At 71.8% G+C, this 25,058-nt stretch carries 17 protein-coding genes and 1 tRNA gene; 16 read left to right on the forward strand and 2 right to left on the reverse strand.

The features are described from left to right. Positions 1-109: 109 nt before the first annotated feature. The gene (locus QSJ60_RS09890; RefSeq protein WP_285463506.1) at positions 110-2,455 is read left to right on the forward strand and encodes a transglycosylase domain-containing protein; all 2,346 of its coding nucleotides are present in this window, start codon (positions 110-112) and stop codon (positions 2,453-2,455) included. A gap of 65 nt (positions 2,456-2,520) precedes the next feature. On the opposite strand, the gene QSJ60_RS09895 is transcribed toward QSJ60_RS09890, so the two are convergent. Further along, entirely contained in the window at positions 2,521-3,159 is a 639-nt protein-coding gene (locus QSJ60_RS09895; RefSeq protein WP_285463507.1) for an MBL fold metallo-hydrolase, read from the reverse strand. A 179-nt stretch (positions 3,160-3,338) separates the two neighbouring features. Here QSJ60_RS09895 and QSJ60_RS09900 point away from each other — a divergent pair. Next, positions 3,339-3,411: transfer RNA gene (locus tag QSJ60_RS09900), tRNA-Glu, on the forward strand. 175 nt (positions 3,412-3,586) lie between these two features. Here QSJ60_RS09900 and QSJ60_RS09905 read toward each other — a convergent pair. Then, complete coding sequence (locus QSJ60_RS09905) at positions 3,587-4,285, reverse strand: TIGR00645 family protein (protein ID WP_285463508.1); 699 nt, start codon at positions 4,283-4,285, stop codon at positions 3,587-3,589. 209 nt (positions 4,286-4,494) lie between these two features. Between QSJ60_RS09905 and QSJ60_RS09910 the strand changes: the two genes are divergently transcribed. From QSJ60_RS09910 to QSJ60_RS09975, 14 genes are all read left to right on the forward strand, one after another. Beyond that, the gene (locus QSJ60_RS09910) at positions 4,495-5,517 is read left to right on the forward strand and encodes a TerC family protein (protein ID WP_285463509.1); all 1,023 of its coding nucleotides are present in this window, start codon (positions 4,495-4,497) and stop codon (positions 5,515-5,517) included. Positions 5,518-5,641: 124 nt separating this feature from the next. Next, positions 5,642-6,502: a PP2C family protein-serine/threonine phosphatase gene (locus QSJ60_RS09915; protein ID WP_230763130.1), complete on the forward strand. Its 861-nt coding sequence runs from the start codon at positions 5,642-5,644 to the stop codon at positions 6,500-6,502. Next, the gene (locus QSJ60_RS09920) at positions 6,499-7,623 is read left to right on the forward strand and encodes an FHA domain-containing protein (protein ID WP_285463510.1); all 1,125 of its coding nucleotides are present in this window, start codon (positions 6,499-6,501) and stop codon (positions 7,621-7,623) included. The genes QSJ60_RS09915 and QSJ60_RS09920 overlap by 4 nt, the downstream gene beginning before the upstream one ends. Then, positions 7,623-9,260, forward strand: a complete 1,638-nt coding sequence (locus tag QSJ60_RS09925; RefSeq protein WP_285463511.1) for a serine/threonine-protein kinase — start codon at positions 7,623-7,625, stop codon at positions 9,258-9,260. Before QSJ60_RS09920 ends, QSJ60_RS09925 begins: the two co-directional genes overlap by 1 nt. Next, positions 9,257-9,976 (forward strand): hypothetical protein, encoded by a 720-nt coding sequence (locus QSJ60_RS09930; protein ID WP_189085140.1) that lies wholly within the window; start codon positions 9,257-9,259, stop codon positions 9,974-9,976. Before QSJ60_RS09925 ends, QSJ60_RS09930 begins: the two co-directional genes overlap by 4 nt. Before the next feature lie 150 nt (positions 9,977-10,126). Next, complete coding sequence (locus QSJ60_RS09935; protein WP_285463512.1) at positions 10,127-15,448, forward strand: Ig-like domain-containing protein; 5,322 nt, start codon at positions 10,127-10,129, stop codon at positions 15,446-15,448. 28 nt (positions 15,449-15,476) lie between these two features. Continuing rightward, a complete protein-coding gene (locus QSJ60_RS09940; RefSeq protein WP_189084757.1) occupies positions 15,477-16,445 on the forward strand; it encodes an AAA family ATPase in 969 nt (322 codons plus the stop codon). Then, on the forward strand, positions 16,442-17,752 hold the full coding sequence (locus tag QSJ60_RS09945) for a DUF58 domain-containing protein (protein ID WP_285463513.1): 1,311 nt from the start codon (positions 16,442-16,444) through the stop codon (positions 17,750-17,752). The genes QSJ60_RS09940 and QSJ60_RS09945 overlap by 4 nt, the downstream gene beginning before the upstream one ends. After that, positions 17,749-20,091 (forward strand): transglutaminase-like domain-containing protein, encoded by a 2,343-nt coding sequence (locus tag QSJ60_RS09950; protein ID WP_285463514.1) that lies wholly within the window; start codon positions 17,749-17,751, stop codon positions 20,089-20,091. Before QSJ60_RS09945 ends, QSJ60_RS09950 begins: the two co-directional genes overlap by 4 nt. Positions 20,092-20,100: 9 nt before the next feature. After that, positions 20,101-20,658 carry an FHA domain-containing protein gene (locus QSJ60_RS09955; protein ID WP_230763145.1) on the forward strand — a complete coding sequence of 186 codons (558 nt, stop codon included), beginning with the start codon at positions 20,101-20,103 and terminating at the stop codon, positions 20,656-20,658. 124 nt (positions 20,659-20,782) lie between these two features. Next, complete coding sequence (gene leuC / locus QSJ60_RS09960) at positions 20,783-22,231, forward strand: 3-isopropylmalate dehydratase large subunit (protein WP_230763147.1); 1,449 nt, start codon at positions 20,783-20,785, stop codon at positions 22,229-22,231. Between the two features lie 2 nt (positions 22,232-22,233). Next, on the forward strand, positions 22,234-22,851 hold the full coding sequence (gene leuD, locus QSJ60_RS09965) for a 3-isopropylmalate dehydratase small subunit (protein WP_230763149.1): 618 nt from the start codon (positions 22,234-22,236) through the stop codon (positions 22,849-22,851). Continuing rightward, positions 22,852-24,222 carry a UDP-N-acetylglucosamine 1-carboxyvinyltransferase gene (gene murA / locus QSJ60_RS09970; RefSeq protein WP_189084763.1) on the forward strand — a complete coding sequence of 457 codons (1,371 nt, stop codon included), beginning with the start codon at positions 22,852-22,854 and terminating at the stop codon, positions 24,220-24,222. A gap of 44 nt (positions 24,223-24,266) precedes the next feature. Further along, positions 24,267-25,034: a lysophospholipid acyltransferase family protein gene (locus tag QSJ60_RS09975; protein WP_502871402.1), complete on the forward strand. Its 768-nt coding sequence runs from the start codon at positions 24,267-24,269 to the stop codon at positions 25,032-25,034. The last annotated feature ends 24 nt before the right edge of the window (positions 25,035-25,058 follow it).

The raw sequence follows: 25,058 nt of genomic DNA on the forward strand, positions 1-25,058 counted from the left end.
TCCCGCCGAGGCTGGACATGTGGGAGGCCCTGGGGTTCCATTGAACGAGGGGCCCTCGTCCGGGGGGACGGCGGGCGACCGCGACGCAGCATCGGGGAGACAGACGCGGATGGATCGGAATCTCCGGAATCGGGACTTCATCGACCGGCGTACACCGCTCGGGGTGCTCGGCGGGCTGCTCGGGCTCGTCCTCGCCTCCGCGGCCGCGGGCGCGCTCATCGTCGCCGGCATGACCCCGGTGATCGGGCTCGTCGGCGCCTCCGCCACGCAGTCGATCGGCATGTTCGAGAGCCTTCCCGGGTACCTCGACATCGAGGAGCCCTCGGAGAAGAGCAACATCTACGCGACCGCGTCCGACGGCAGCCAGGTGCTGCTCGCCTCGTTCTACGAACAGAACCGCGTCGAGGTCGGCTGGGACCAGGTCGGGCAGTTCGTGAAGGACGCCGTCGTCGCGGGGGAGGACCCGCGGTTCTACGATCACGGCGGCGTCGACGTGCAGGGCACGCTGCGCGCGGCGGTGAAGACCGTCACCGGCGGCAACACTCAGGGCGGTTCGTCGATCGCTCAGCAGTACGTGAAGAACGTCCGGGTGCAGGAGTGCGAGACCGAGTCCGGCGACGCGGCGATCGCCGAGGCGGAGGAGCAGGCGACGGCGGAGGGGCGGGAGCTGACGAGCGAGGAGCGCGACCAGCTCGTCGCGGACGCGAAGGAGAGCTGCTACGACAAGGTCACCGAGACCAGCCTCGACCGCAAGCTCAAGGAGGCGCGCTACGCGATCGGCGTCGAGAAGCGCTACTCGAAGGATCAGATCCTGCTCGCGTACCTGAACATCGCCGGCTTCGGCGGCACCGTGTACGGGATCGAGGCGGCCGCGAACTACTACTACGGCACGACGGCCGCGAACCTCAGCCTCGCGCAGGCCGCCTCGCTGGTCGCGATCGTGAACAACCCCGAGAAGTTCCGGATCGACCAGCCCGACAACGAGCGCAACGGCGCGGCCGACGGCTACCGGAACAACACCGACCGACGCGACTACATCCTGCGCGAGATGCTGAAGCTCAAGAAGATCACCCAGGGGCAGTACGACGAGGCCATCGCCACGCCCGTGACCCCGACGATCGTCGAGCCGAGCACGGGCTGCCAGACGGCGGGCGGCAGCGCCTACTTCTGCGACTACGTCAAGACGATCCTGGAGACGGACCCCGCCTTCGGCGAGGACAGCGCGGAGCGCCTCGCGAACTTCCGACGGGGCGGCTACAACGTGTACACCACGCTCGACCTCGACCTCCAGGCCGCTGCCGAGGCCGCCATCGCCGAGAACGTGCCGCAGACCTACCCCGGCTGGGACCTCGGCGCGGTGATCTCGAGCGTGCAGGTCGGCACCGGCCGGGTCCTCGCGATGGCGCAGAACAAGATCTACAGCCAGGACCCGACCGTGCTGGCCCAGGGGCCGCAGTACTCGAGCGTCAACTACAACACCGACTTCGACCACGGCGGATCGAGCGGCTTCCAGCCCGGCTCGTCCTACAAAGTCTTCACCCTCGCCGAGTGGCTGAAGGAGGGCCACGCGCTCACCGAGCGAGTCGACTCGAAGCCGAAGGCGAACTGGGGCTCGTTCCGGGACAGTTGCGACGGCACCCAGGTGGCGACCGGGTGGAACCCCAAGAACGACGCGAACGAGTCGGGCGCGAACTACACGGCGCTCGAGTCGACGACCGGCTCCATCAACACGGGCTACGTCGGGATGGCGAAGCAGCTCGACCTCTGCGGCATCCGCAAGACCGCCGAGGCCTTCGGCGTGCACCGGGCGAACGGCGGGCCGCTCGAGCAGTACCCCTCGACCATCCTCGGCACGAACGAGGTGGCGCCGCTCACGATGGCGATCGCCTACGCGGGCATCGCCAACGACGGCGTGACCTGCACGCCGGTCGTCATCGACCGCATCGTGGACCGCAACGGCGAGGAGCTCCCGGTGCCGCAGACCTCGTGCACGGCCGCGGTCTCACCGGAGGTCGCCGGCGCTATGCATTACGCGATGAGCCGGGTGATGTCCGGCGGCACGGCCACCGCGTCGAACCGCGCCGTCGAACCGTACGTGCCGCTGATCGGCAAGACCGGCACGACGGACGGCAACAAGGACACCTGGATGGTCGGCGCGTCCACCGCGGTCGCGACCGCCGCAGCCGTGGTGAGCGTGAACGGCGAGGCGAACCAGCGCGGCATCTACTTCGACAGCGGGCAGGCCGCGACCGCCCGGCACCGGATGTGGCCGCGCGTGATGTCCGTGGCCGCGGCGAAGTACGGCGGCGGCGAATTCTCGATGGCCGGTCCGGGGCCGGTCGCGCCGCGCGCGGGCACCACGCCGACGGCGGACCCCACGGGTGCCGGTCAGGACGCCGCGGATCGCGGCGACGAGCCCGGACGCGGCGACGAGGGCGACGACTCCGACGACTGAGGGCCGCTCGCTCGCGGAGCACAGCGTCGGTCGCCGGTCTGAGGTCGCCGCTCAGAAGTCGCCGCTCAGAAGTCGATCGTGTCGCCGGGCTCGAGCGCCAGGTACGCCGAGCCCGCCCGCTCGGCGGCCCACGCGAGTCGCGCGTTCGCGAGGTCCTTGCCGGCGCGCGAGAGCAGCATCTCGTGGGTCGGGAACGCCCGGCGCGGTGCGACCGCCTCGACGTAGTCCATCGCCTCGCTGAGCCGCATCCAGGGCGCGCCAGCGGGGGCGGCGAGCACGTCGACGTCGACGCCCTCGGGGACGGTGAACGCGTCGCCGCCGTAGTACAGCGCGTCGTTCACGAGCACGCCGAGGTTGTCGATGACGGGGATGGCCGGGTGGATCACCGCGTGCCGGCCGCCGAAGAAGCGGAGCCGGAACGGGCCGAGCTCGCGCTCCTCACCGGCCCGCACGGTCTCCACCGCATACTCGCTCGCCGCGGCGGCGACCCCGGCCGGCCCGAAGATGCGGGCGTCCGGGCTCTGCTCCAGGATGCGGTCGAGCTGGGCGGGCGCCCAGTGGTCGTCGTGCTCGTGCGTGATGACGACGGCGAGCGTGCCCTGCGCCTCCGTGATCGGCGTCGTGAACTTGCCCGGATCGATGAAGAGCCGGTCCCCGGAGTCCTCCAGGACGAGGGCGGCGTGTTCGAGCTTGGTGAGGCGCATGCCTCGAGCCAACACCCGCGCGGCGCCGCGCGCAAGCAGCTCTGGGAGCGCGTGGTTCCGGCCTCCGTTCCGGTCCGCGGGCGGGGTCTCGACGGCGGGCCGGGCTCGATTTGGAATGTGCTCCGAACGTGTGTCATACTCTTCGAGTTGCCGGAAACGGAACGAGATTCCGAAGACACGGCCCCATCGTTTAGCGGCCTAGGACGCCGCCCTCTCACGGCGGTAGCGCGGGTTCAAATCCCGCTGGGGTCACGATCGGCAACACGGCGCAAAGCCCTCGCGAAAGCGAGGGCTTTCGTCGTTTCCGGGCAGTGTTTCCAGGCAGTGTTTCCGGGCAATGTTTCCAGACTGTCGCCGCGTCGGTGCCGGAACGGCGGATGCCCCGGGGCAGGTGCTGCTCCGGGGCATCCGCCGTTCCTCGGCCGGGTCAGTGCCGCGGCGGCGCGGCCGCGTGCTCCTGCGGTGCCGGTGACGCGGCGGCGACCGTACCGTGCTCCGTTCCGGCGATCGGGACCGGGACGCCGTCGTGGGTCTCGCCGGGGTGGGCGCGGTGGTAGGACATCCGGTCGATCCAGGCGAGGGCGAGCGCGGACAGGATGAACACGCAGTGGATGATGACCTGCCACATCACGCCGGTGGAGGTGTACTTCTCGCCGTTCTCGACCGCGCCCTGCTCGGTGATCGCCCCGACCCCGATGAAGGTCTTGAGCAGGTGGATGGACGAGATGCCGATGATGGCCATCGCGAGCTTCACCTTCAGCACGTTCGCGTTGACGTGCGAGAGCCACTCGGGCTGGTCGGGGTGCCCGTCGACCTTGATGCGGGAGACGAAGGTCTCGTAGCCGCCGATGATGACCATGATCAGCAGGTTCGCGATCATGACCACGTCGATGAGGCCGAGGACGACGAGCATGATCTGCGCCTCGGTGAGGGCGTGCTCGAGGTTGAAGACGCCCTCGAGCAGGTGCCAGAGCTCCTTCAGGAACACCCAGACGTAGATGCCCTGGGCGACGATCAGTCCGAGGTACAGCGGGGCTTGCAGCCAGCGGCTGGTGAAGATCAAGAGCCCGATGGCTTTCGACCACGGGGCGGTTCGGTAGGCGGGCGGCGTCGTCTGGGCGCTCATCGGTCTCCTCGATTCCGGGGGTACGAGTCTATGTCCGCGATTCCGCTAGACTTCCCGGAGCGAAGGGGAGTATCCCGCGGTGCGCGAGCGCCGTGAGCCACGATCGTCAGTACGAACGCCGATGAAGACGTTCCGGGCGTGGCAGCGCGAGAGCGCGGAGGAGAGACTTTCGGGTTCCGTCAACCCCACAACTCCCCGAAAGGCCGCCTGTGCTCGAGCTCCCCATCTGGTTCGAAGTCGGATCCCTCGTGGTCCTGACCCTGATCCTCATCGCCGACCTGCTGCTGGTCGTGAAGCGTCCGCACGTGCCCTCGTTCAAGGAGTCCACCCTCTGGGTCGTCTTCTACGTCGTGCTCGCGCTGATCTTCGCCGGCCTGATGTTCCTCCTCGGCGACGCCGAGCACGGCGGGCAGTTCCTCGCCGGCTGGTTGACGGAATACAGCCTCTCGATCGACAACCTGTTCGTCTTCGTCATCATCATGGCGAGGTTCCAGGTGCCGCGGAAACTCCAGCAGGAGGTGCTCATGGTGGGCATCATCCTCGCCCTGGTGCTGCGCGGCATCTTCATCCTGCTGGGCGCCTCGCTCATCGAGAACTTCAGCTGGATCTTCTACCTCTTCGGCGCCTGGCTCGTGTGGACCGCGATCGGGCAGATCCGCGGCGGGCACGACGACGAGGAGCAGAAGGACTCGTTCCTCATCCGCACGCTGCGCCGACGGGTGCGCCTCTCCGACGAGTACGACGGCGTGAAGCTGCGCACCACGATCGACGGCCAGCGCTTCTTCACCCCGATGCTCATCGTCTTCGTCGCGATCGGCACCACCGACCTGCTGTTCGCGCTCGACTCCATCCCCGCGATCTTCGGCATCACGCAGAGCCCGTTCATCGTCTTCACGGCGAACGTCTTCGCGCTGATGGGGCTACGCCAGCTGTACTTCCTGCTGGGCGGTCTCCTGGAGCGCCTCGAGTACCTCAAGTACGGCATCGCCTTCATCCTCGCCTTCATCGGCGTGAAGCTCGTGCTGCACGCGATGCACGTGAACGAACTGCCGTTCATCAACGGCGGCCAGCACATCGAGTGGGCCCCCGAGATCTCCACCTGGACGTCCCTCGGCGTCATCCTCTCGGCAATGCTCGTCGCGACCGTCGCGAGCCTCGTCAAGGCGCGGATCGACGCGCGCCGTCGCGGGCACACCCTGATGGAAGAGGTGCCGCACTTCACCGAGGACTGACGCCCCGGCGTCACCTCGACCGAGCCGAACGGGCCGGGCCGCGCGGCCCGGCCCGTTCCTCTTGGTAGCGTGGTCTCCGGCTCGCCCGCGACCGGCGTGATCGAGCCGGCCAGGGGAGGCGAGCGTGGCGATCGACGACGAGGGGCGCACAGCACTGCCGCACGGCGGGGCGGTGATCGCCCACAGCGCGTCGAGCGACGTCGGCCGGGTGCGGCAGGTGAACGAGGACTCCTACCTCGCCGAAGCCCCCGTCTACCTGGTCGCCGACGGCATGGGCGGGCACGCGAAGGGCGATGCCGCGAGCCGGGCCGTGCTCGAGACCTTCCGGCGGCACCTCGAGTTCGGCCGCGCGTCGACACCGGAGCAGATCCTCGACGCCATCCACTCATCGAACGAGGCCGTCCGCGCGCTCAGCGACGACGGCGAGCTCGGCACGGCCGTGGCCGGCACGACGCTCGCCGGGGTGGCCCTCGTCGACGCGGGGGCGGACGACGGGCTCCGCTGGATGGCCTTCAACGTCGGCGACTCGCGGGTCTACGCCTGGGACGGCCGTCGGCTCCGCCAGGTGAGCGTCGACCACTCCGCCGTGCAGGAGCTCGTGGACGCCGGGGTCATCCGGCAGTCGGAGGCGGAGCGGCATCCGGAGCGGAACGTGATCACCCGAGCGCTCGGCGCCGAGGAGTCCGTGGAGCCGGACGTCTGGCTGCTGCCCACGGAGGGACGCCAGGTGTTCCTCATCTGCTCCGACGGCCTCACCAAGGAGCTCGACGACCACGCCATCGCCGAGGTGCTCGCGACCGGCCGCGGCCACGCGCACGGCCTCGCCGGCGAGCTCGTCGACCAGGCGCTCGCCCGCGGCGGCCGCGACAACGTCACGGTCGTCGTCGTCGAGGCGGAGAGCGGCCATCACGGGGTCGACGAGGAGACGACCAGGGACCGTGCACCGGCCCCGGAGGACACGCTGCCCAGGAGGGGCGAGGCATGATCGAGTACATCCCCGACTCCGCCGCGAAGACGCTCGCCGCCGCGCGCGGCGAGGCGGCCATTCTCCTTCCCGCGGCCGCCTGGCAGGCGCACCCGGGGCTCTGGGACGCCCTCGGCGCCGCCGACCCCGTGGAAGCGGTGCTCGGCGAGCTCGCGCGCGACGGCATCACCGCCCTGCCGGAGTTCGCGCTCGTGGTCGCCGTCCCCGGCCGCCTGCGGGTCGTCGTCCGCGGCGGGTTCCGGGTGCGCACCGCGGACGAGAGCGTGACCGCGGCCGGCGTCTCGACCTGGCACGAGCGGGCGCTCGAGGCCGAGGCGGTCTTCGAGGTGCTCGCCCCCTTCGCACGGGCGAGCGGCGCAGCGCCCCTGCCCCTCGTCGAGGGCGCGGTCCCCGCCCGTTCGCTCCGTCGCGGCGCGCTGGACGCTCCGGCGCCCCCGCCAGCGGATGCCGCAGCGAATGCCGTGGAGCCTGGCCCCGAGCCCGAGCCCGAGCCCGAGCCCGAGCCCGAGCCCGAGCCCGAGCCCGAGCCCGAGCCCGCACCGCTCGAGGCGTCCGCGCCAGCGAGCCCCGCAGCACCCGAGCACACGCTCGTCCCCGCCGACGACGAGACGATCGTCATCGCGACCGGGGCCGCGGGCCAGGGCGCGCGAGACGCGGCTCCCGCCGAGCCGGTGACGGGGGACCACGACGGGCTCACCGTCGCCGTCACGAAGCTGCAGCGCCTCCGCCGGGAGCGGGGGACCGGCCCGCTCGCCGACGCCCCGGCGGCCGAGCCGGAGACGCCGGCGCTGCGGCTCGTGCTCGCCGACGGACGCGAGGAGCCGCTGATCGGCGAGCTCGTGCTCGGCCGTTCGCCGAGCGCCGGCCGTTCGAGCGGATCCTCCCTGCCGAAGCTCGTGCAGATCGGCCTCGGCGATCCCGACATCTCGCGATCCCACCTGCGGCTCACGGTCGAGGGCGGCACCGTCGTCGTCACCGACCTCCAGTCCAGGAACGGCACGACCGTGGTGCAGCCCGATCGAGCGCCGGTCAAGCTGCGCGCCGGCGAGCCCACGCCCGTGCTCGCCGGGACCGTGATCGACCTCGGGGGCGGTTGCACGATGCGCGTGGTGGCGGGCTGATGCGCCGTCCGCCCAGCGCCCCGCCGGAGCTCCCCGGCTACCAGTACGTCGACCTGCTCGGCTCGGGCGGGTTCGCCGACGTGTTCCTCTACGAGCAGCGCCTGCCCCGCCGCCGGGTCGCCGTGAAGGTGCTCGTCGCGGAGGAGCTCTCCCGCGATACCCGGGCGCAGTTCGTCGCAGAGGCGAACCTGATGGCGCAGCTCTCCGCCCACCCCTACATCGTCACGATCTTCCACGCGGACGTGGCCGCGGACGGGCGCCCGTACTTCGTGATGGAGTACTGCTCCGGCCCGAGCCTGGCCGCCCAGCTCAAGCGCGAGCCCTTCCAGGTCGACGCGGCGCTGCGCACCGGCATCCGGCTCGCGAGCGCCGTCGCGACCGCGCACGCCGCCGGCATCCTGCACCGCGACATCAAGCCCGCCAACGTGCTGACGAACGACTACGGCTGGCCGGCGCTGACCGACTTCGGCATCTCCTCCACCCTGGAGGGGGAACTGCCGGTGCACACGATGACTTTCCTCGGCGGTGGCGGGGACGGTGGATCGACCGGCGGCGGGCAGTCCGCGATCGGGCTCAGCGTGCCGTGGTCGCCGCCCGAGATGTTCGACGACGACCCGCGCCCCGATACGCGGAGCGACGTCTACGCGCTGGCCGCGACCGTGCATACGCTGCTGGCCGGGCGCTCGCCGTTCGAGCTGCCCGGGCGGTCGAACGGTTCGCTCGACCTCATCGGTCGCATCGAGCGCGGGGCCATCACGCCGATGGACCGGGATGACGTGCCGCCGAGCCTGCAGAGCGTCCTCCGTCGGGGCATGGCGGTCCGCCGCGACGATCGCTACGCGAGCGCCGTCGAGTTCGCCCGGGCGCTGCAGCGGGTCGAGCTCGAGCTCGGGTACGCGGCGACGGCGATCGAGGTGCCGACGCAACTGCTCGCCGCGCCGGCTGAAGCCGAGCCCGAGCCGGACGACGCCGCCGACGCGACCCGCGCCAGGGTCGCCTCCATTCAGGCCCAGCCCCCGGCACCGGACGCGGACGCGACGCGGGCGCGGGGGCCCGTGACGGTGACGGCTCAGGCCCCGCCGCCCGCTGCGCCGGTGGCGGCCGTCCCGCGACCGGCGGAGGAGCAGACGCTCGTGCGGCCCCGTCAGGTGCCCGCACAGCTGAGCCCGCAGCCGGTCGAGGCCTCGACGCCGGCGCCGAAGCCGACGCCGCCCGCCGAGCGACGACGCTCGCGGCTCGGATTGATCATCGGCATCGCGGCCACGCTCGTCGTGGTGGCGGCGGTCGGCACCGCGGTAGCCCTGTCGGGGCAGCTCGCGGGGCCGCCCGAGGCCAGCCGGCCGCCGGTGGCCGACACCGAGGACGCGATCGCAGGTGCGCAGGTGCCGTCGCCCGTGATCGAGCCGGGCGTGGCCTCGGCCGACGGCACCTCGGTCACGTTCCGCGTCTCGCACAAGGATGCCGCGGACGGGGACCGGTACCGCTGGGAGCCGGCGGACGGCTCGGGCACGACGGCGGTGGCCGACGGCCCGGAGATCGTCGTGGCGCCGGTGGCGCCGGGGCAGAACGTCTGCATCGACGTGCAGGTGCAGCGGGGGAGCAAGACGAGCGAGCGCGTGCGGGGGTGCACACCATGAGGCCGTTGCGGATCGAGTTCTGCGGGGAGTGGTACACGGTCGAGGAGGGCGTGCCCTTCGGCATCGGCCGGGAGGCGGATCTCGTGATCGATGAGAACCCCTACCTGCATCGGGTGTTCCTGACGCTCCGGGCGGAGTACGGGCTGTGGTGGCTCGACAACGTCGGTCAGCTGCTGTCCGCGACCGTGTCGGACGCGACGGGGAGCGTGCAGGCGTGGCTCGCGCCGGGGGCCCGCCTGCCGATCGTCTTCCAGACGATGCACGTCATGTTCAGCGCCGGATCGACCGCGTACGACTTCACGGTGCACGCGGAGGACGACTTCTACAACACCTCGCTGACCGCCGAGATCTCCACCGCGGGGACGACCATCATGCCGGTCACGCTCACGCCGAGCCAGCGGCTGCTGGTGCTCGCGCTGTCCGAGCAGGTGCTCGTGCAGCCCGCGGGCCGCGCGACCGTGCCGAGCTCGGCCGAGGCGGCCGAACGGATCGGCTGGAGCATGACGACCTTCAACCGCAAGCTCGACAACGTGTGCGAGAAGCTCGACAAGATCGGCGTGGAGGGGCTCCGCGGCGGCCGCGGCAAGCTCGCGACGAACCGTCGCGCGCGCCTGGTCGAGTACGCGGTGGCCACCCGGCTCGTGAGCGCCGACGAACTCCCCTTGCTCGATCGGGCGCGCGAGGAGTCTGATGGCGCGCGGGCCGCGGAGGCCTGAGCCGAGCCTCCGGTCGACGGGGCATGGGGAGTCCTCCCCGTTTGGGGGGCCCCTCCCCGCGTGTTAGGTTGATGCGCGGCCCGGCGCGCTCCGTCTGAGGAGACCGGGCCTTCGACGACGACCCGACGACGGCACCGAGGGGGGAGCGCCATGGGCTTCTTCGGCGCCCGCCGCCGCACGATCGCCACGGCCACCGCGCTCGCGGTCCTCGCCGGCGTGCCGGTCGGATTCGCGGTCCTCCATCAGGGCTTTCCCGTGACCGACCCGGACCTCCGAGTGCGCGAGGTCTGGGTGACGAACGCCGAGGAGCTCCAGATCGGCCGGCTGAATCGACAGATCGACGAGCTCGACGCCGCCGTCGCCACGGCCGCGAGCGAGACCGACGTGCTCCAGCACGGCCTCGACGCCTTCGCCTACGACCCCTCAGTCGGATCGCTCGAGCGGATCGACCCCGCGTTCACGACCCTCGTGGAGCGGATCGACGTTCCGCCAGCGTCGACCGTGGCCTACGGCGGCGACGTCCTCGCGGTGCTGTCGCCGAAGGGCGAGCTCTGGGCCGTCCCGGCCGGCGGGACGCTGTCCTTCGACTGGCGGGGCACCGAACCGCTCGCCGAGCTCGGTGCCGGCGCCGACGTCGCGGTGAGCGAGCGGGGCACGATCTTCGCCAGTGACCCGAAGGCCGGCGAGCTGCTCTCGATCGAGCGCGGTTCCGAGACGCCCGCCGTGCGGGAGATCGGCAAGCTCGGCGACCACGAGCTCGCCGCCGTCGGCGAACGTGCCGTCGTCCTCGAGCGCGAGCGCGGAGAACTCATCGTCGACGGTCGTCGGATCGAGCTGCCCGAGGGGGCGCTGCGCTTGCAGCAGTCGGGCCCCGAGGCATCCGAGGCCGTCATCGCGACCGACGATGCCCTGCTGTTCGCGCCGCTCGGCGGCGGTGAGGTGCGCGAGGTGGCGCGCGAGGGCGCGCCCGCCACCGAGAAGCTCTCGAGCGTCGCGGCGCCGGTCCGCGTCGGCAGCTGCGTGCACGGCGCCTGGGCGGAGTCCGGTCGGTACCTTGCCGTCTGCGACGGCGAGAAGCCGCGCGGCGTCGACCTCGAGCAGTCCACGGCGGGCGGCCGGCTCGAGTTCCGGGTGAACCGCGACGTGGTGGTGCTGAACAACCTCGCGAACGGCGACGCCTGGCTGCTCGACTCCGAGCTCCGGCTCGTCGACAACTGGGAAGAGGTGACGCCGCCCGAAGAGACCGACGAGCTCGAGGGTGACGAGAAGAGCGCCCAGCAGACCTTCGAGGACACCCTCGCCGAGCGGACCGAGCAGAACCGCCCGCCCGTCGTGCGCGACGACGACTTCGGCGTCCGACCGGGTCGCACCACCATCGTCGACGTGCTCGCGAACGACACCGACCCCGACGGCGACGTCCTCACGGTCGCGCGAACGAGCGAGATCGCCGAGGCCGCGGGCCGGCTCGATCTCATCGACGGCGGTCGCGCGCTCCAGTTCACGCCCGTGGAGGGCGCCGCGGGCACGGTCAGCTTCCGGTACACCGCCGACGACGGGCGCGGCGGCGTCGCCGAGGCGAACGTGAACCTGCGCATCGTCCCCGACAGCGAGAACCAGCCGCCCGCTCCGCTGCGGAACGGTGCCACGAGCGTCGAGCAGGGCCAGCAGATCTCCTACAACCTGCTCGCGGACTGGACCGATCCCGACGGCGACGACCTCTTCCTCGTCGACGCATCGCCGACGAGCGGCGACGTCGTCCGCGCCAGCCCGGACGGCTTCGTGACCTTCGAGCACAAGTCCGCCGAGCTCGGGCTGAAGGAGGTCGCCTACACGGTCTCCGACGGCCGCACCGCCTCGACGGGGAAGTTCACCGTCGACGTGAAACCGGCGGGCGAGCTGAACCCCATCGGCACACCCGATTTCGCGCAGGCCTTCGTGGGCGAGAACGTGCTGATCGAACCCCTGCTCAACGACCTCTCGCCCTCCGGCGCGCCGGTCGAGCTGCTCGGCGTCCCCGAGCCGCCGGAGCGGGCGACGGTGACGCCGAACCCCGAGCGCGGCACGATCGCGTTCTCGAGCAACACGCCGGGGGAGTACGTCTTCCTCTACGACCTCGGCGCCGGGGCGAACGTGAGCGTCGGGCTCATCCGGGTGCAGGTCGTCGAGCCGCCGGCCGACGCGCCGCCGCCGATCGCCGTCAAGGACACGGCCTACCTGCGCCCCGGGGAGCCGACCTCGGTGTCGGTGCTCGCGAACGATGTCTCGCCGTCGGGCCGGGTGCTCGCGGTGCAGTCGATCGACGACTCCGGCACCGACGACCTCGTCTCGGTCGAGCTCCTCACGAACACCGTCGCCCGGGTGAGCGCCTCCGAGGCGCTCGACCGCCAGCTGCAGTTCTCCTACACCGTCTCCGACGGGGTCAACACGGCGACGTCGACGGTGACCGTCGTGCCGGTGCCGCCCCTCGTGAAGCACCAGCCGCCGGTCGCGCTCGACGACTCCGCGATCGTCCGGGCCGGCGACATCGTCACCGTGCCCGTGCTGGCCAACGACTACCACCCGGATGCCGCGCCGCTGCACCTCGATCCCGAGCTCGACCTCAGCGGTGCTCCGGGAGCCCTCGCGTTCACCGACGGCGAGCAGCTGCGCTTCCAGGCGCCGCGCGAGGCCGGCGTGCACACCGTCGTGTACACGATCACCGACGACTACGAGCAGATCGCCCGCGCGGCGGTCACGTTCACCGTGGTCGGCACGGACGCCGAGAACCGCGCGCCGCTGCCGACGCCGCTGACCTCCCGCACCTTCGCGGGCTCGGCGGTGACGATCGACGTTCCGCTCGACGGCATCGACCCCGACGGCGACTCCGTCGTCCTGACCGGGATCGACCAGGCGCCCGCGCTCGGGCGGATCCTCGAGCGCACCAGCACCTCCTTCACGTACCAGGCCTTCGCGGGCGGCAGCGGCACCGACGAGTTCCGCTACGTGCTGCAGGACACGAAGGGCGAACAAGCCGTCGGCACGATCCGGATCGGCGTCATCCCGCGTCCCGAGGTGCAGGCGCCGCCAAACGCCGTCGACGACGCGATCGAGATGAAGCCGGGCCGGACGGTCGGCGTCGACGTGCTGCTGAACGACTCCGATCCGAGCGGCTACAGCCTGCACGTCGCCGAACTGCCCGAGATCGACGAGGGCATCGAGGCCGAGATCCGCGACCGGCGCCGGATCGTCGTCACCGCGCCGGAGGGCGAGGGCGCCTACACGATCCGCTACGCGATCTCGAACGGCCACGGCGGCACCGACACCGCGTTCCTGCAGCTCGCGGTGAGCGAGGACGCCGTCATCGACCCGCCGACCGCGGAAGACCAGGTGCTCGAGCCCGAGCGGCTCGTCGCGGGCGAGGACGCCGTCGTCGATCCGCTGAAGGACGCGACCAACCCGGGCGGTCTGGTCGAGGACCTCGTCGTCTCGGTCGAGGGCCCGAACGCGAACCGCGCCGAGGTCGCCGCCGACGGCACGATCTCCGTCCGGCCCGGCCGGGAGCGCTACGCGGTCGCGTTCCGGCTCACGAACGAACTCGACGAGCTGTCGGCGATGGCCTTCGTCATCGTGCCGCCCGTGCCGGACGGCGACGCGGTGCCCGAGGAGACGCAGCGGCCGAAGACGCCGGAGGAGATCGCCGCGGAGGAGCGCGCGAAGTTCCCCGCGCCGTACCTGAAGAACCTCGGCGAGATCGTCGTGCCCATGAACGGCAGCATCGAGTGGAGCGTCTCGCAGCTCGTCGAGGTGCCGTCGGGCCAGCCCGCGACCGTGCTCTCCGCGTCCGCGACGAACTCGCGCTCCGACGTCATGCAGAGCAGCACCGAGCTGCGGTTCCAGCCGGCCACCGACTACCGCGGTCCCGCGACCGTCACCTTCGAGGTCACCGACGGCAAGGGGGCCGACGACCCGGTGGGCCGCCGCGCCATCCTGAGCTTCCCGGTGACCGTCGGCGATCCCGGCTTCAACGACGTCGCGCCGACCTTCACGCCGCGGAACGAGACGATCGAGGCCGGCGAGGCGCCGCTCGAGATCGACCTGCGCCAGATGACCGATCAGCCGAACCCCGACAACATCGCGAAGGTGAGCTACACGGGGCTCAGCGGGCAGACCCAGGAGATCCAGGCCGAGATCGTCGACGGTGCGACCCTCCGGATGCAGGCGCCGCTGGGCGTGCAGCCGGGCGCATCGACGAGGCTCTCCTTCCAGCTCGGCTTCAACGAGTTCACGGTGCCCGGCTACGTCGACGTGAAGGTGGTCTCCTCGACGCGGGCGAAGCCGCGCGCGGTGGCCGACCCGAACACCGGCGAGCTCGAGGTGAAGCGCGGCGGCTCGGTCACCGTCCCGGTGCTCGAGAACGACTTCAACCCCTTCGCGCAGGACGGCGTGCCGCTCCGCGTCGTCGCCGCCGACGTCGTGAGCGTGGGGGCGAACGCGACGGCGAGCTTCACCCCGGAGGACGTCACGATCCGTACCGGCTCGGCGTTCACCGGCACGGTCACGGTGAACTACCGCATCGAGGACGGCACGAAGGACCCGAGCCGGCAGGCCCAGGGCCAGGTCACCGTCGTCGTCCGCGACGTGCCGGATGCCCCCGGCGCCCCCGCGATCGTCGCCGGCGGCGACGGCCGGGCGACCATCAAGTGGAGCGCGCCGGCGAACAACAACGCGGCCATCACCGGCTACGACGTGCTCTGGCCGGGCGGGAGTCTCGCGTTCGGCGCGGACGCCGCGGGCAAGAACCAGGTGATCACTGGGCTCACGAACGGCCGGGCATACACCTTCCAGGTGCGGGCGAGCAACAAGATGGGCGACGGAGGGTACTCCAACGCCTCCGCTTCGGTGACCCCGTGGGGCACGCCGAGCGCACCGACGAGCGTGCGGGTGACCGCCGACGGCAACGCCCCGACGACGGTCCGCGCGAGCTGGAACGCGCCGACGGAGGACGGCGGCGGCCAGCTCAGGTACCAGGTGCGCTTCGACGGCGGCGGCTGGCAGGACGTGCCGGCCCGGGCGGCGAGCTTCCCGAACCAGGGCGCGGGCACGCACACCGTCGAGGTGCGCGCGGTGAACGGCGGCAACAACGCCGGACCGGGCGCCTCCGACCGGGTCACCGTGAACAACCCGCCCCCGCCGTCGCCGAGCGCCTCGGTCTACAAGGGCGGCGACAGCGGCTGCTGCCGCTACGTCGCGGGCCGGTACTCCGACTTCACCCCGGGCTCGTACACCGTCACCGTCGAGTACAAGCACTGGAGCACGAGCGCCGGCTGGACCTCGATGTCGCCGATGAACGTGAACCTCGGCACCGGCGGCACCTTCCAGACGCTGAGCTATCTGGGCGAGGTGAACCCGGCGGAGTTCCCGGCCGTGCGCATCCGCTTCCAGGGGCCGGGCGGCACCTTCTACAGCAGCGTCGCGAACTGGGGCGCACTCTGATGATTTCGACCGTGGAGGAACGAACGACATGGCAGTGACGCAGGAGCAGGCGGAGTGGTTCCGCGACGCCTTCGGGCGCCTGGTCGAGAACATCGACCGGGCCATCCTGGGCAAGCGCGACATCATCGCGCTCGTGCTGACCGCGATGCTCTCCGAGGGGCACGTGCTGCTCGAGGACGTGCCGGGCACCGGCAAGACCGTGCTCGCGAAGGCGCTCGCCAACACGCTCGACGGCACCAACTCGCGCATCCAGTTCACGCCCGATCTGCTGCCCTCCGACGTCACGGGCGTCACGATCTTCGACCAGACGAAGGGGCGCTTCGAGTTCCACCGCGGTCCGATCTTCGCCTCGGTCGTGCTCGCGGACGAGATCAACCGGGCCAGCCCGAAGACGCAGTCCGCGCTGCTCGAGGTGATGGAGGAGGGCCGCGTCACCGTCGACGGCGTCGGGTACGAGGTCGAGCGTCCCTTCATGGTCATCGCCACGCAGAACCCGGTCGAGCAGGCGGGCACCTATGCCCTCCCCGAGGCGCAGCTCGACCGCTTCCTCATCAAGACCTCGCTCGGCTATCCCGACCACGCCGCGGCCGTCGCCGTGCTGCTCGACTCGGCGAACCGGGCCCGCGCCGACGGCATCACGCCGATCATCGCCGCGAGCTCGATCTCCGCGATGGCGGCGCTGGCCGCCGAGGTGTACGTCGACGAGTCGGTCGTGTCCTACCTGAACGAGGTCGTCACGGCGACGCGGGAGCACCCGGATGCCGCGCTCGGCGTCAGCATGCGCGGCGCCCTTGCGCTCGCCCGCGCGGCGAAGACCTGGGCGATCGCGCAGGGTCGCGGCTACGTCACCCCCGACGACATCCGCGAGCTCGCGGTGCCCGTGCTCGCGCACCGCATCATCGTCGACCCCGAGGCGGAGTTCACCGGCGTGACCGCGAACGACATCGTCGCCCGCGCGCTGGCGGACGTGGCCCCGCCCGCCTACCGGGCGGCATGACGGGCGACGCCGGCACCGCGCCGCAGCCTTCGCAGTCCCGACTGGCCTTCCAGGCCGTCGGGCGCTCGCTCGCGCGCACGGGCGGGGAGCTCGGCGCGCGGATCGCGGGGGCCTGGCGCGCGGTCGCGGCGTTCGCGCGGCCGGCGACGAGCCTCGTCTCGACGACCGGATGGCTCGTGCTCGTCGCGGCGCTCGTGTCCGCGCTCGTCGCCGTCGTCTTCGACTGGGTGGAGTTCGCGTTCCTCGCGGCCACCCTCGCCGGCGCGCTTCTGCTCGCCGTGCCCTTCGTGTTCGGTCGACTGCGCTACCGCGTCGGCGTCGAGCTCGAGCCGCGACGCGTCGTCGCCGGGGAACGCGCGCTGGGCCGGCTCGGCGTCGTGAACGACGGCACCGCGAAGTCGGTCTCCTCCCGGATCGAGCTGCCGGTGGGTGCGGGCTCGGCGGTGTTCCGCATTCCCTCGCTGGAGCCGCGCGCCGGGCACGAGGAGCTCTTCGCGGTGCCGACCAATCGTCGCGCCGTGATCGTCGCCGGCCCGGCGATCTCCGTCCGGGGCGACGAGCTCGGCCTGCTCCGCCGCACCGTGCGCTGGAACGACCCGGTCGAGCTCTTCGTGCACCCGGTCACCGCCAGGCTCCGGCCCTCGGCGGCGGGCCTCGTCCGCGACCTCGAGGGCGAGGTCACGAAGGTCATCACCGACCACGACCTCTCGTTCCACGCGCTCCGCGCCTACGAGCCCGGGGATCCGCTGCGGAACGTGCACTGGCGCAGCTCGGCCCGCACCGGCCGGCTGATGGTGCGCCAGTACGAGGAGACCCGGCGCTCCGAACTCGTCCTGCTGCAGTCGACCGAGGAGTCGCACTACGACGACGAGAGGGAGTTCGAACTCGGGGTCTCGGTGTTCGCGTCGATCGCCGTGCAGCTCATCAAGGACGCCACGAAGACGGTCTGCGCCACCGAGCGGATGCGGCTGCGCACGACGAGCACGACGAGCCTGCTCGACGACAGCTGCCGCATCCAGCCCTACGCCCGCCGCGGCGGTCCGGCGCTCGGCGGACTGCGCGAACTGGTCCGGGACCGCATCCGCCTGGCGCCCGCCGCGAGCGTCGTGGTGCTCGTCACGGGCGGCGCCCAGCCGCTCAGCGAGGTGCGCGCCGTGCAGACGGTGCTCCCGCCGGAGATGCCGCTCGTCGCGATCCGGGTGCAGCGCGGCGCCGAGTCGCGCATCGCGAAGGTCGGTCGGAGCACGGTCGCCACGATCGGCGATCTCGGCGAGCTCGCCGCGGTGATGCGGAGGGTCCGGCCATGACCGCATCGCAGCCGATCCTCGCGCCCGCCTCGCCCGAGCGGCGGCCGTCGGCCGGCGGGGTCACGAGCACCCAGCTCGTCGACCTCGGCGTCCTCGCCGCGCTGTGCCTGCTCGCGGTGGCGGGGTACGAGACGAGCTTCGGCGGAATGGACTTCCTGCTCGCGGCCGTCGGCGGCCTCGTGGTCGGCACCGGCGCCGCCCTGCTCGGCTCGGTGCTGCGCCTCGGGGTGCTGAACACCGTGCTGCTCGCGCTGGCCGCCTACTTCCTGCTCGGCACGCCGTTCGCGATGCCCGGCCAGGGGATCGCGGTGGTGCTGCCGAGCCTCGACTCGCTCGCCGGCCTCGCGATCGGCGCGGTCTACGGCTGGGCCGACCTCGTGACGATCGCGGCTCCCGTCGAGGCGCCCTACTACGTCGCCGCGGTGCCGTACGTCGCGACCTGGCTCGTCTCGCTCGTCGGCGGGCTGCTCGTCCTGCGCTGGCTGCCCGCGCGCCGGACGGTGCTCCGCGCGGCCGTTCTGCTGATCGGGCCCGTACTGCTCTACCTCTCGGGCATCCTCCTCGGCACGGACGAGGCCTTCCTCGCCGCGGTGCGCGGCGTCGCCTTCGGCGCGATCGCGCTCCTCTGGCTGGCGTGGCGCCGCCGCTCCGGCATCGAGCAGGGCGGAGCCGACGGCGGCACGCTGCTCCGCCGCATCGGGGGAGCCGGTGCGGTCGTCGGCGGGGCGGTCGTGGTCGGCACCGTCGCCGGACTCGCGTTCGCGCCGACCGCGGCGGAGCGGTTCGTGCTGCGCGACGAGATCGTGCCGCCCTTCGACGCCCGGGAGTTCTCGAGCCCGCTCGCCGGCTTCCGCAGCTACACGAAGGACCTCGCCGAGGAGCCCGTGCTGCGGGTCAGGGGGCTCGAGCCAGGCGATGTGCTCCGGCTCGCGTCGATGGACGCCTACACCGGCCGGCTCTTCACGGTGGCCGGACCCGAGTCGGCGATCGACGGCGGCTATGCGATCGTCGGTGCGACGCTGCCCGAGCCCGCGCTCGCCGACCTCGGCGGCGAACGCCGTATCGAGGTCGAGTCGCTCGGCTACCACGACGTCTGGCTGCCGACCGTGGGGTACGGCGAGCGGCTGCAGCTCCTCGACCGGGCCACGGCCGCCCGCGCGGGCGACCTGCGGTACAACGCCGACGCGGGCACCGCGGTGCTGACGAGCGGGTTCCCGGTCGGCGGCCGCTACGAGCTCGACGCGCGCACCCAGCTCCAGCCCGACCCCGAGTCGCTCGCCGACGTCCCGGTGGCGCGCCTCGAGCTGCCGCCCGTCGATCAGCTCCCCGACGTCGTCGCCGCGAAGGCGGAGGAGTACGCGGGCGAGGAGGAGAGCGCGATCGGCCGGATCCGTGCCATCGAGACCGGCCTGAAGACGAACGGCTTCTTGAGCCACGGGCTCGCCTCGGACTCGGTCGCCTCGCGCGCCGGGCACGGCGCCGACCGGCTCATCGAGCTGTTCACCCGCTCCCAGATGGTGGGCGACGAGGAGCAGTACGCCGCCGCGATGGCGCTCATGGTGCGGCATCTGGGCTACCCGGCCCGGGTCGTGATGGGCTTCGCCCCCGAGGTCCAGGAGGGTGCCGACGAGATCGAGGTCCGCGGTGAGGACGTCACCGCCTGGGTCGAGGTCCCGTTCGAGGGCGTCGGCTGGGTGAGCTTCCGGCCGACTCCCGACCAGGTGGACGTGCCGCAGGAGCAGACGCCGCGGCCGAAGAGCGAGCCGCAGCCGCAGGTGCGCCAGCCGCCGCGCAACGAGGCCACCGACGACGAACTGCTGACGACGGTCGAGATCGACGACACCGAGGACGAGAAGCGGGACCACCCCTTCGAGGTGCCGGGCTGGGTGTGGGTGCTCGCCGGTTCGCTCGGCATCCCGCTCGCGATCGTCTTCCTCCCGCTCCTGTTCGTCGCGCTCGCGAAGCGCCGGCGGCGGGCGCGTCGGCTCCGGGAACGACCCGATCGCAGCTCGGCCGGTGCGTGGGACGAGCTCGTCGACCGCTACGCGGAACTGGGGCTCGAGCCCCCGGAGCGGGCCACCCGCCTGCAGACGGCCGCCGCGCTCGCCGGGCAGTCGAGCGAGCAGGGGCTCGCGGGCGCCGAGTCGCTCGCGACCCTTGCGGCATCGGTCGACCGCGACGTCTTCGAGGGCCGGGAGCTCGACGAGACGGTGGCGGCCCAGCGCTGGACGGAAGCGGATGCCGTGGCCGCCGCCGCGACGGCCGCGGCCGGTCGGATCCGGAGGATCGTGAGCCGGTACCGCTATGCGCGACGCCGGAAGCGGGGCGGCCGCCGCTAGGCTTGCGGCGTGGACGGGTCCGACTTCATCGTGCCGCCGCCGGGCCTCGTGCCCGGCGAACCGCCGGCCGCCCCCGAGCGCGCCGCCAAGCCGGTCGAGCGCACGCTGCCCTCGTTCGCGCCGGGCCGGAGCGGGCCGCCCCCGCTCGTGCCGACGCCCGCCGGGCCGGTGGTGCAGGCTCCGCCGCCGCTCGACCCGGCGTACGAGGTCACCGGCGTGCGGGTCCGCTGGCGTCTCGTCGCCTCCGGCGGCGTCGACGCGGTCATCACGGGCCCCTCGGTTCTCGGTCGGGCGCCCCGCGTCGAGGATGCCGAGGGCGCTCGGGCGGCGGTGCCGATCGACGATGCGAGCCGGACCGTGTCGAAGACGCACGCCCTCGCCGTCCCGGCGGGGGAGGCGCTCGCGGTCACCGACCTGCACTCCACCAATGGCGTCCGCATCGAACGCGCGGGCGCCGAGCCGGAGGAGCTCGCACCGGGCGCGACGGGACTCGTGGGCGACGGCGAGGTGCTCGTGCTGGGGCGCCTGCGGCTGCTCGTGGCGAGACTGCCCTCGCCGAACGTGTAATCTGTCAGGGTGCGTGCACGGCGACTTCTGCTTCGGTGCCGCGGCGGGGCCTCGTTCTAGGCCCTTCCCCGCCGCGGAGTCCGTCGACGGCTGATTCAGAGCAGAACCGAAGGATGACCACCGCATGACCGCGTCAAGCGAACGCCCCCGCACCCTCGCCGAGAAGGTGTGGGACGACCACCTCGTCAAGCAGGGCGAGGACGGCACCCCCGATCTCATCTACATCGACCTGCACCTGGTGCACGAGGTGACGAGCCCGCAGGCCTTCGACGGGCTGCGGATGGCGGGGCGGCCCGTGCGCCGCCCGGACCTCACGATCGCGACCGAGGACCACAACACCCCGACGCTCGACATCGACAAGCCCATCGCCGATCTGACGAGCCGCACCCAGATCGAGACGCTGCGTCGCAACGCGGCCGAGTTCGGCATCCGCCTGCACTCGCTCGGCGACAAGGAGCAGGGCATCGTCCACGTCGTGGGCCCGCAGCTCGGCCTCACGATGCCGGGCATCACCGTCGTCTGCGGCGACTCGCACACCTCGACGCACGGCGCGTTCGGCGCGATGGCGTTCGGCATCGGCACGAGCGAGGTCGAGCACGTGCTCGCGACGCAGACGCTGCCGCTGAAGCCGTTCAAGACGATGGCGATCAACGTCGAGGGCACGCTGCGCCCCGGGGTCACGGCCAAGGACATCATCCTCGCGGTGATCGCGAAGATCGGCACCGGCGGCGGCCAGGGCTACGTGCTCGAATACCGGGGCAGCGCCATCCGCGCGCTGTCGATGGACGGCCGGATGACGATCTGCAACATGTCGATCGAGGCCGGGGCCCGCGCCGGCATGGTCGCACCCGACGAGACCACCTTCGCCTACCTGAAGGGCCGTGCGCACGCGCCCGAGGGCGAGGACTGGGACGCCGCGGTCGAATACTGGAAGACGCTGCCGAGCGACGAGGGCGCCGAGTTCGACGCCGAGGTCTTCATCGACGCCGACGCGCTCGAGCCCTTCGTCACCTGGGGCACCAACCCCGGCCAGGGCGTCTCGCTCTCCGACACCGTGCCCGACCCCGCCACCATCGACGACCAGCACGAGCGCGCCGCTGCCGAGCGGGCGCTCGAGTACATGGACCTCCGCCCCGGCGTGCCGCTCAAGGAGATCAAGGTCGACGCGGTCTTCATGGGCTCCTGCACCAACAGCCGCATCGAGGACCTGCGGGCCTTCGCGTCGATCGTCGCCGGCAAGCAGAAGGCCGACGGGGTCCGCGTCATGGTCGTCCCCGGCTCCGCGCGGGTGCGCCTCGAAGCCGAGGCCGAGGGGCTCGACAAGGTCTTCGAGGCCTTCGGCGCCGAGTGGCGCTTCGCCGGCTGCTCGATGTGCCTCGGCATGAACCCCGACCAGCTCGCCCCGGGGGAGCGCTGCGCGTCGACGTCGAACCGCAACTTCGAGGGCCGGCAGGGCAAGGGCGGCCGCACCCATCTGGTCTCCCCGCTCGTGGCGGCGGCGACCGCGATCCGCGGCACGCTCTCGAGCCCGTGGGATCTCGAACAGGCCGTGACCGAGGCGGAGGCGAAGTAATCGTGGAGAAGATCAGCACCGTCACCGGCGTCGCCGTCCCGCTGCGCCGCTCGAACGTCGACACCGACCAGATCATCCCCGCGGTGTTCCTGAAGCGCGTCACGAAGACCGGCTTCGACGACGCCCTGTTCCACGGCTGGCGCCAGGACCCGGAGTTCATCCTCAACCAGCCCGCCTACCAGGGCGCCAGCGTGCTCGTCGCGGGCCCCGACTTCGGCACCGGTTCGAGCCGAGAGCACGCCGTCTGGGCGCTCCGCGACTACGGCTTCCAGGTCGTCATCTCGAGCCGCTTCGGCGACATCTTCCGCGGCAACGCGGGCAAGCAGGGACTGCTCGCCGCGCTCGTCGCCTACGAGGACATCGAGCGCATCTGGGAGGTCGTCGAGGCCGAGCCGGGAATGCCGGTCACGGTGGATCTCGTTGAGCGTACGGTGAGCGCAGCTGAGCTCACGGTGCCGTTCGAGATCGACGACTACACTCGGTGGAGGCTGTTGGAGGGACTCGACGACATCGGGCTCACTCTGCGCGAAGAAGAGGCCATCGCCGAGTTCGAACAGCATCGAGCGGCGTGGCGGCCAACAACGCTCCCGATCCGGGAGCCGGCGGAAGCAGGGAACTGAGTGAACACACTCGTTGATGACGCGAAGCAGCACGGGAGCGCAGTGGGACTCGAGGTCGACAAGATCACGATCAACGGTGGCAAGCCGCTGCGCGGCCGCATCGAGCTGAAGGGGGCCAAGAACCTCGTCACCAAGGCGATGGTCGCGGCGATCCTCGGCGATACGCCCAGCGTGCTGAAGGACGTGCCGAACATCAGCGACGTGCGCATCGTCCGCGGCCTGCTCGAGGTGCACGGCGTGACCGTCACCGAGGGTGAGGAGCCCGGCGAGCTCGTGCTCGACCCGTCCGGCGTGGCCCAGGCGCACATGGCCGACATCGACGCCCACGCCGGGTCGAGCCGCATCCCGATCCTGTTCTGCGGGCCGCTCCTGCACCGGCTCGGCGAGGCGTTCATCCCCGACCTCGGCGGATGCCGCATCGGCGACCGCCCGATCGACTACCACCTCGAGGTGCTCCGCAACTTCGGCGCCATCGTCGAGAAGCTGCCGAGCGGGATCCGCATGTCCGCCCCGAACGGCCTGAAGGGCGCGAAGGTCGAGCTGCCGTACCCGAGCGTCGGCGCGACCGAGCAGGTGCTGCTGACGGCGACCCTCGCCGACGGCATCACCGAGCTCACCGGCGCCGCGATCGAGCCCGAGATCATGGATCTCATCAACATCCTGCAGAAGATGGGCGCGATCATCACGGTCGACACCGACCGGGTCATCCGCATCGAGGGGGTCGACCGGCTCTCCGGCTACCGCCATCGCGCCCTCTTCGACCGCAACGAGGCCGCGAGCTGGGCCGCGGCGGCGCTCGCGACCGAGGGCGACATCTTCGTCGGCGGCGCCCGCCAGGCCGAGATGCTCACGTTCCTGAACGTCTTCCGCAAGGTCGGCGGCGCATTCGACATCGCCGAGGACGGCATCCGGTTCTTCCACCCGGGCGGCGAGCTGAGCTCGACGATCATCGAGACCGACGTGCACCCGGGCTTCATGACCGACTGGCAGCAGCCGCTCGTCATCGCCCTGACGAAGGCGAAGGGCGTCTCGATCGTGCACGAGACCGTGTACGAGCAGCGCTTCGGCTTCGTCGACGCGCTCGTCGAGATGGGCGCGAAGATCGACGTGCACAAGGAGTGCCTGACCGGCAAGCCGTGCCGCTTCGGCCAGCGCAACTTCAAGCACTCGGCCGTCATCTCCGGCCCGGCGAAGCTGACCGGTGCCGACATCGAGGTGCCCGACCTGCGCGGCGGGTTCAGCCACCTCATCGCGGCGCTGACGGCCGAGGGTCGATCGACCGTGTCGAACGTCGGCATCATCGCCCGCGGCTACGAGAACTTCATCGGGAAGCTCGAGCTGCTCGGGGCGGACTTCGAACTCGAAGGGTGAACGGCCAGGTGGCGAACGACGACGGCGCGGGTGAATCGAAGCCGGTGAGCGACCCGCCCACGGCGGGGGCGAAGCCGCGGTCCGAGACCCGGCGGCCCTCCTTCTTCTGGTTCCTCGCGGCGATCATCCTGCCGATCATCAACCTCGGCGTGAAGTTCCGCTTCCATCACCGGGAGCGGATGCCGCAGTCGGGCGCCTTCGTGCTCGCGCCGAACCACTACAGCGAGATCGATCCGGTCGTGATGGGCGCCGCGAGCTGGAAGCTCGGGCGCGCACCCCGCTTCCTGGCGAAGGCCTCGCTCTTCAAGGTCCCCGTCGTCGGCTGGGCGCTCCGCGCCTCGGGCCAGATCCCGGTCGAGCGCAGCGGCAGCCGGGGCCACGACGCCCTCCGCGCCGCCGAGGAGCTCGTCGAGAAGGGGCGGATGGTCATCGTATACCCCGAGGGCTCGCTCACCCGCGACCCCGAGCTCTGGCCCATGCGGGGCAAGACGGGCGCGGTGCGCATCGCGCTCGAGCGCGGCATCCCGCTCGTCCCCGCGGCCCACTGGGGCACGCAGGCCCTCATGCCCCGCTACGGCAAGAAGCTGAGCCTGTTCCCGCGCAAGACGATCGACGTCGCCATCGGCGAGCCCGTCGACCTCACCCCCTACCGCGGCCGGCCGCTCGACCAGGCGACGATGGTCGCGGCCACCGCCGATCTGATGGATGCGATCGCGGAGCTGCTCGCCGAGCTGCGCGGCGAGCCGGCGCCCGCCGAGCGCTGGGACCCCGTCGTGCACGGTCAGAAGGAGACGGGCCGAATTGAAGACTAGGAGCGGCCCCCGCAAGCCCCACGG

The sequence above is a fragment of the Agromyces sp. NBRC 114283 genome (assembly GCF_030268405.1).
Classification (GTDB): domain Bacteria; phylum Actinomycetota; class Actinomycetes; order Actinomycetales; family Microbacteriaceae; genus Agromyces; species Agromyces mediolanus.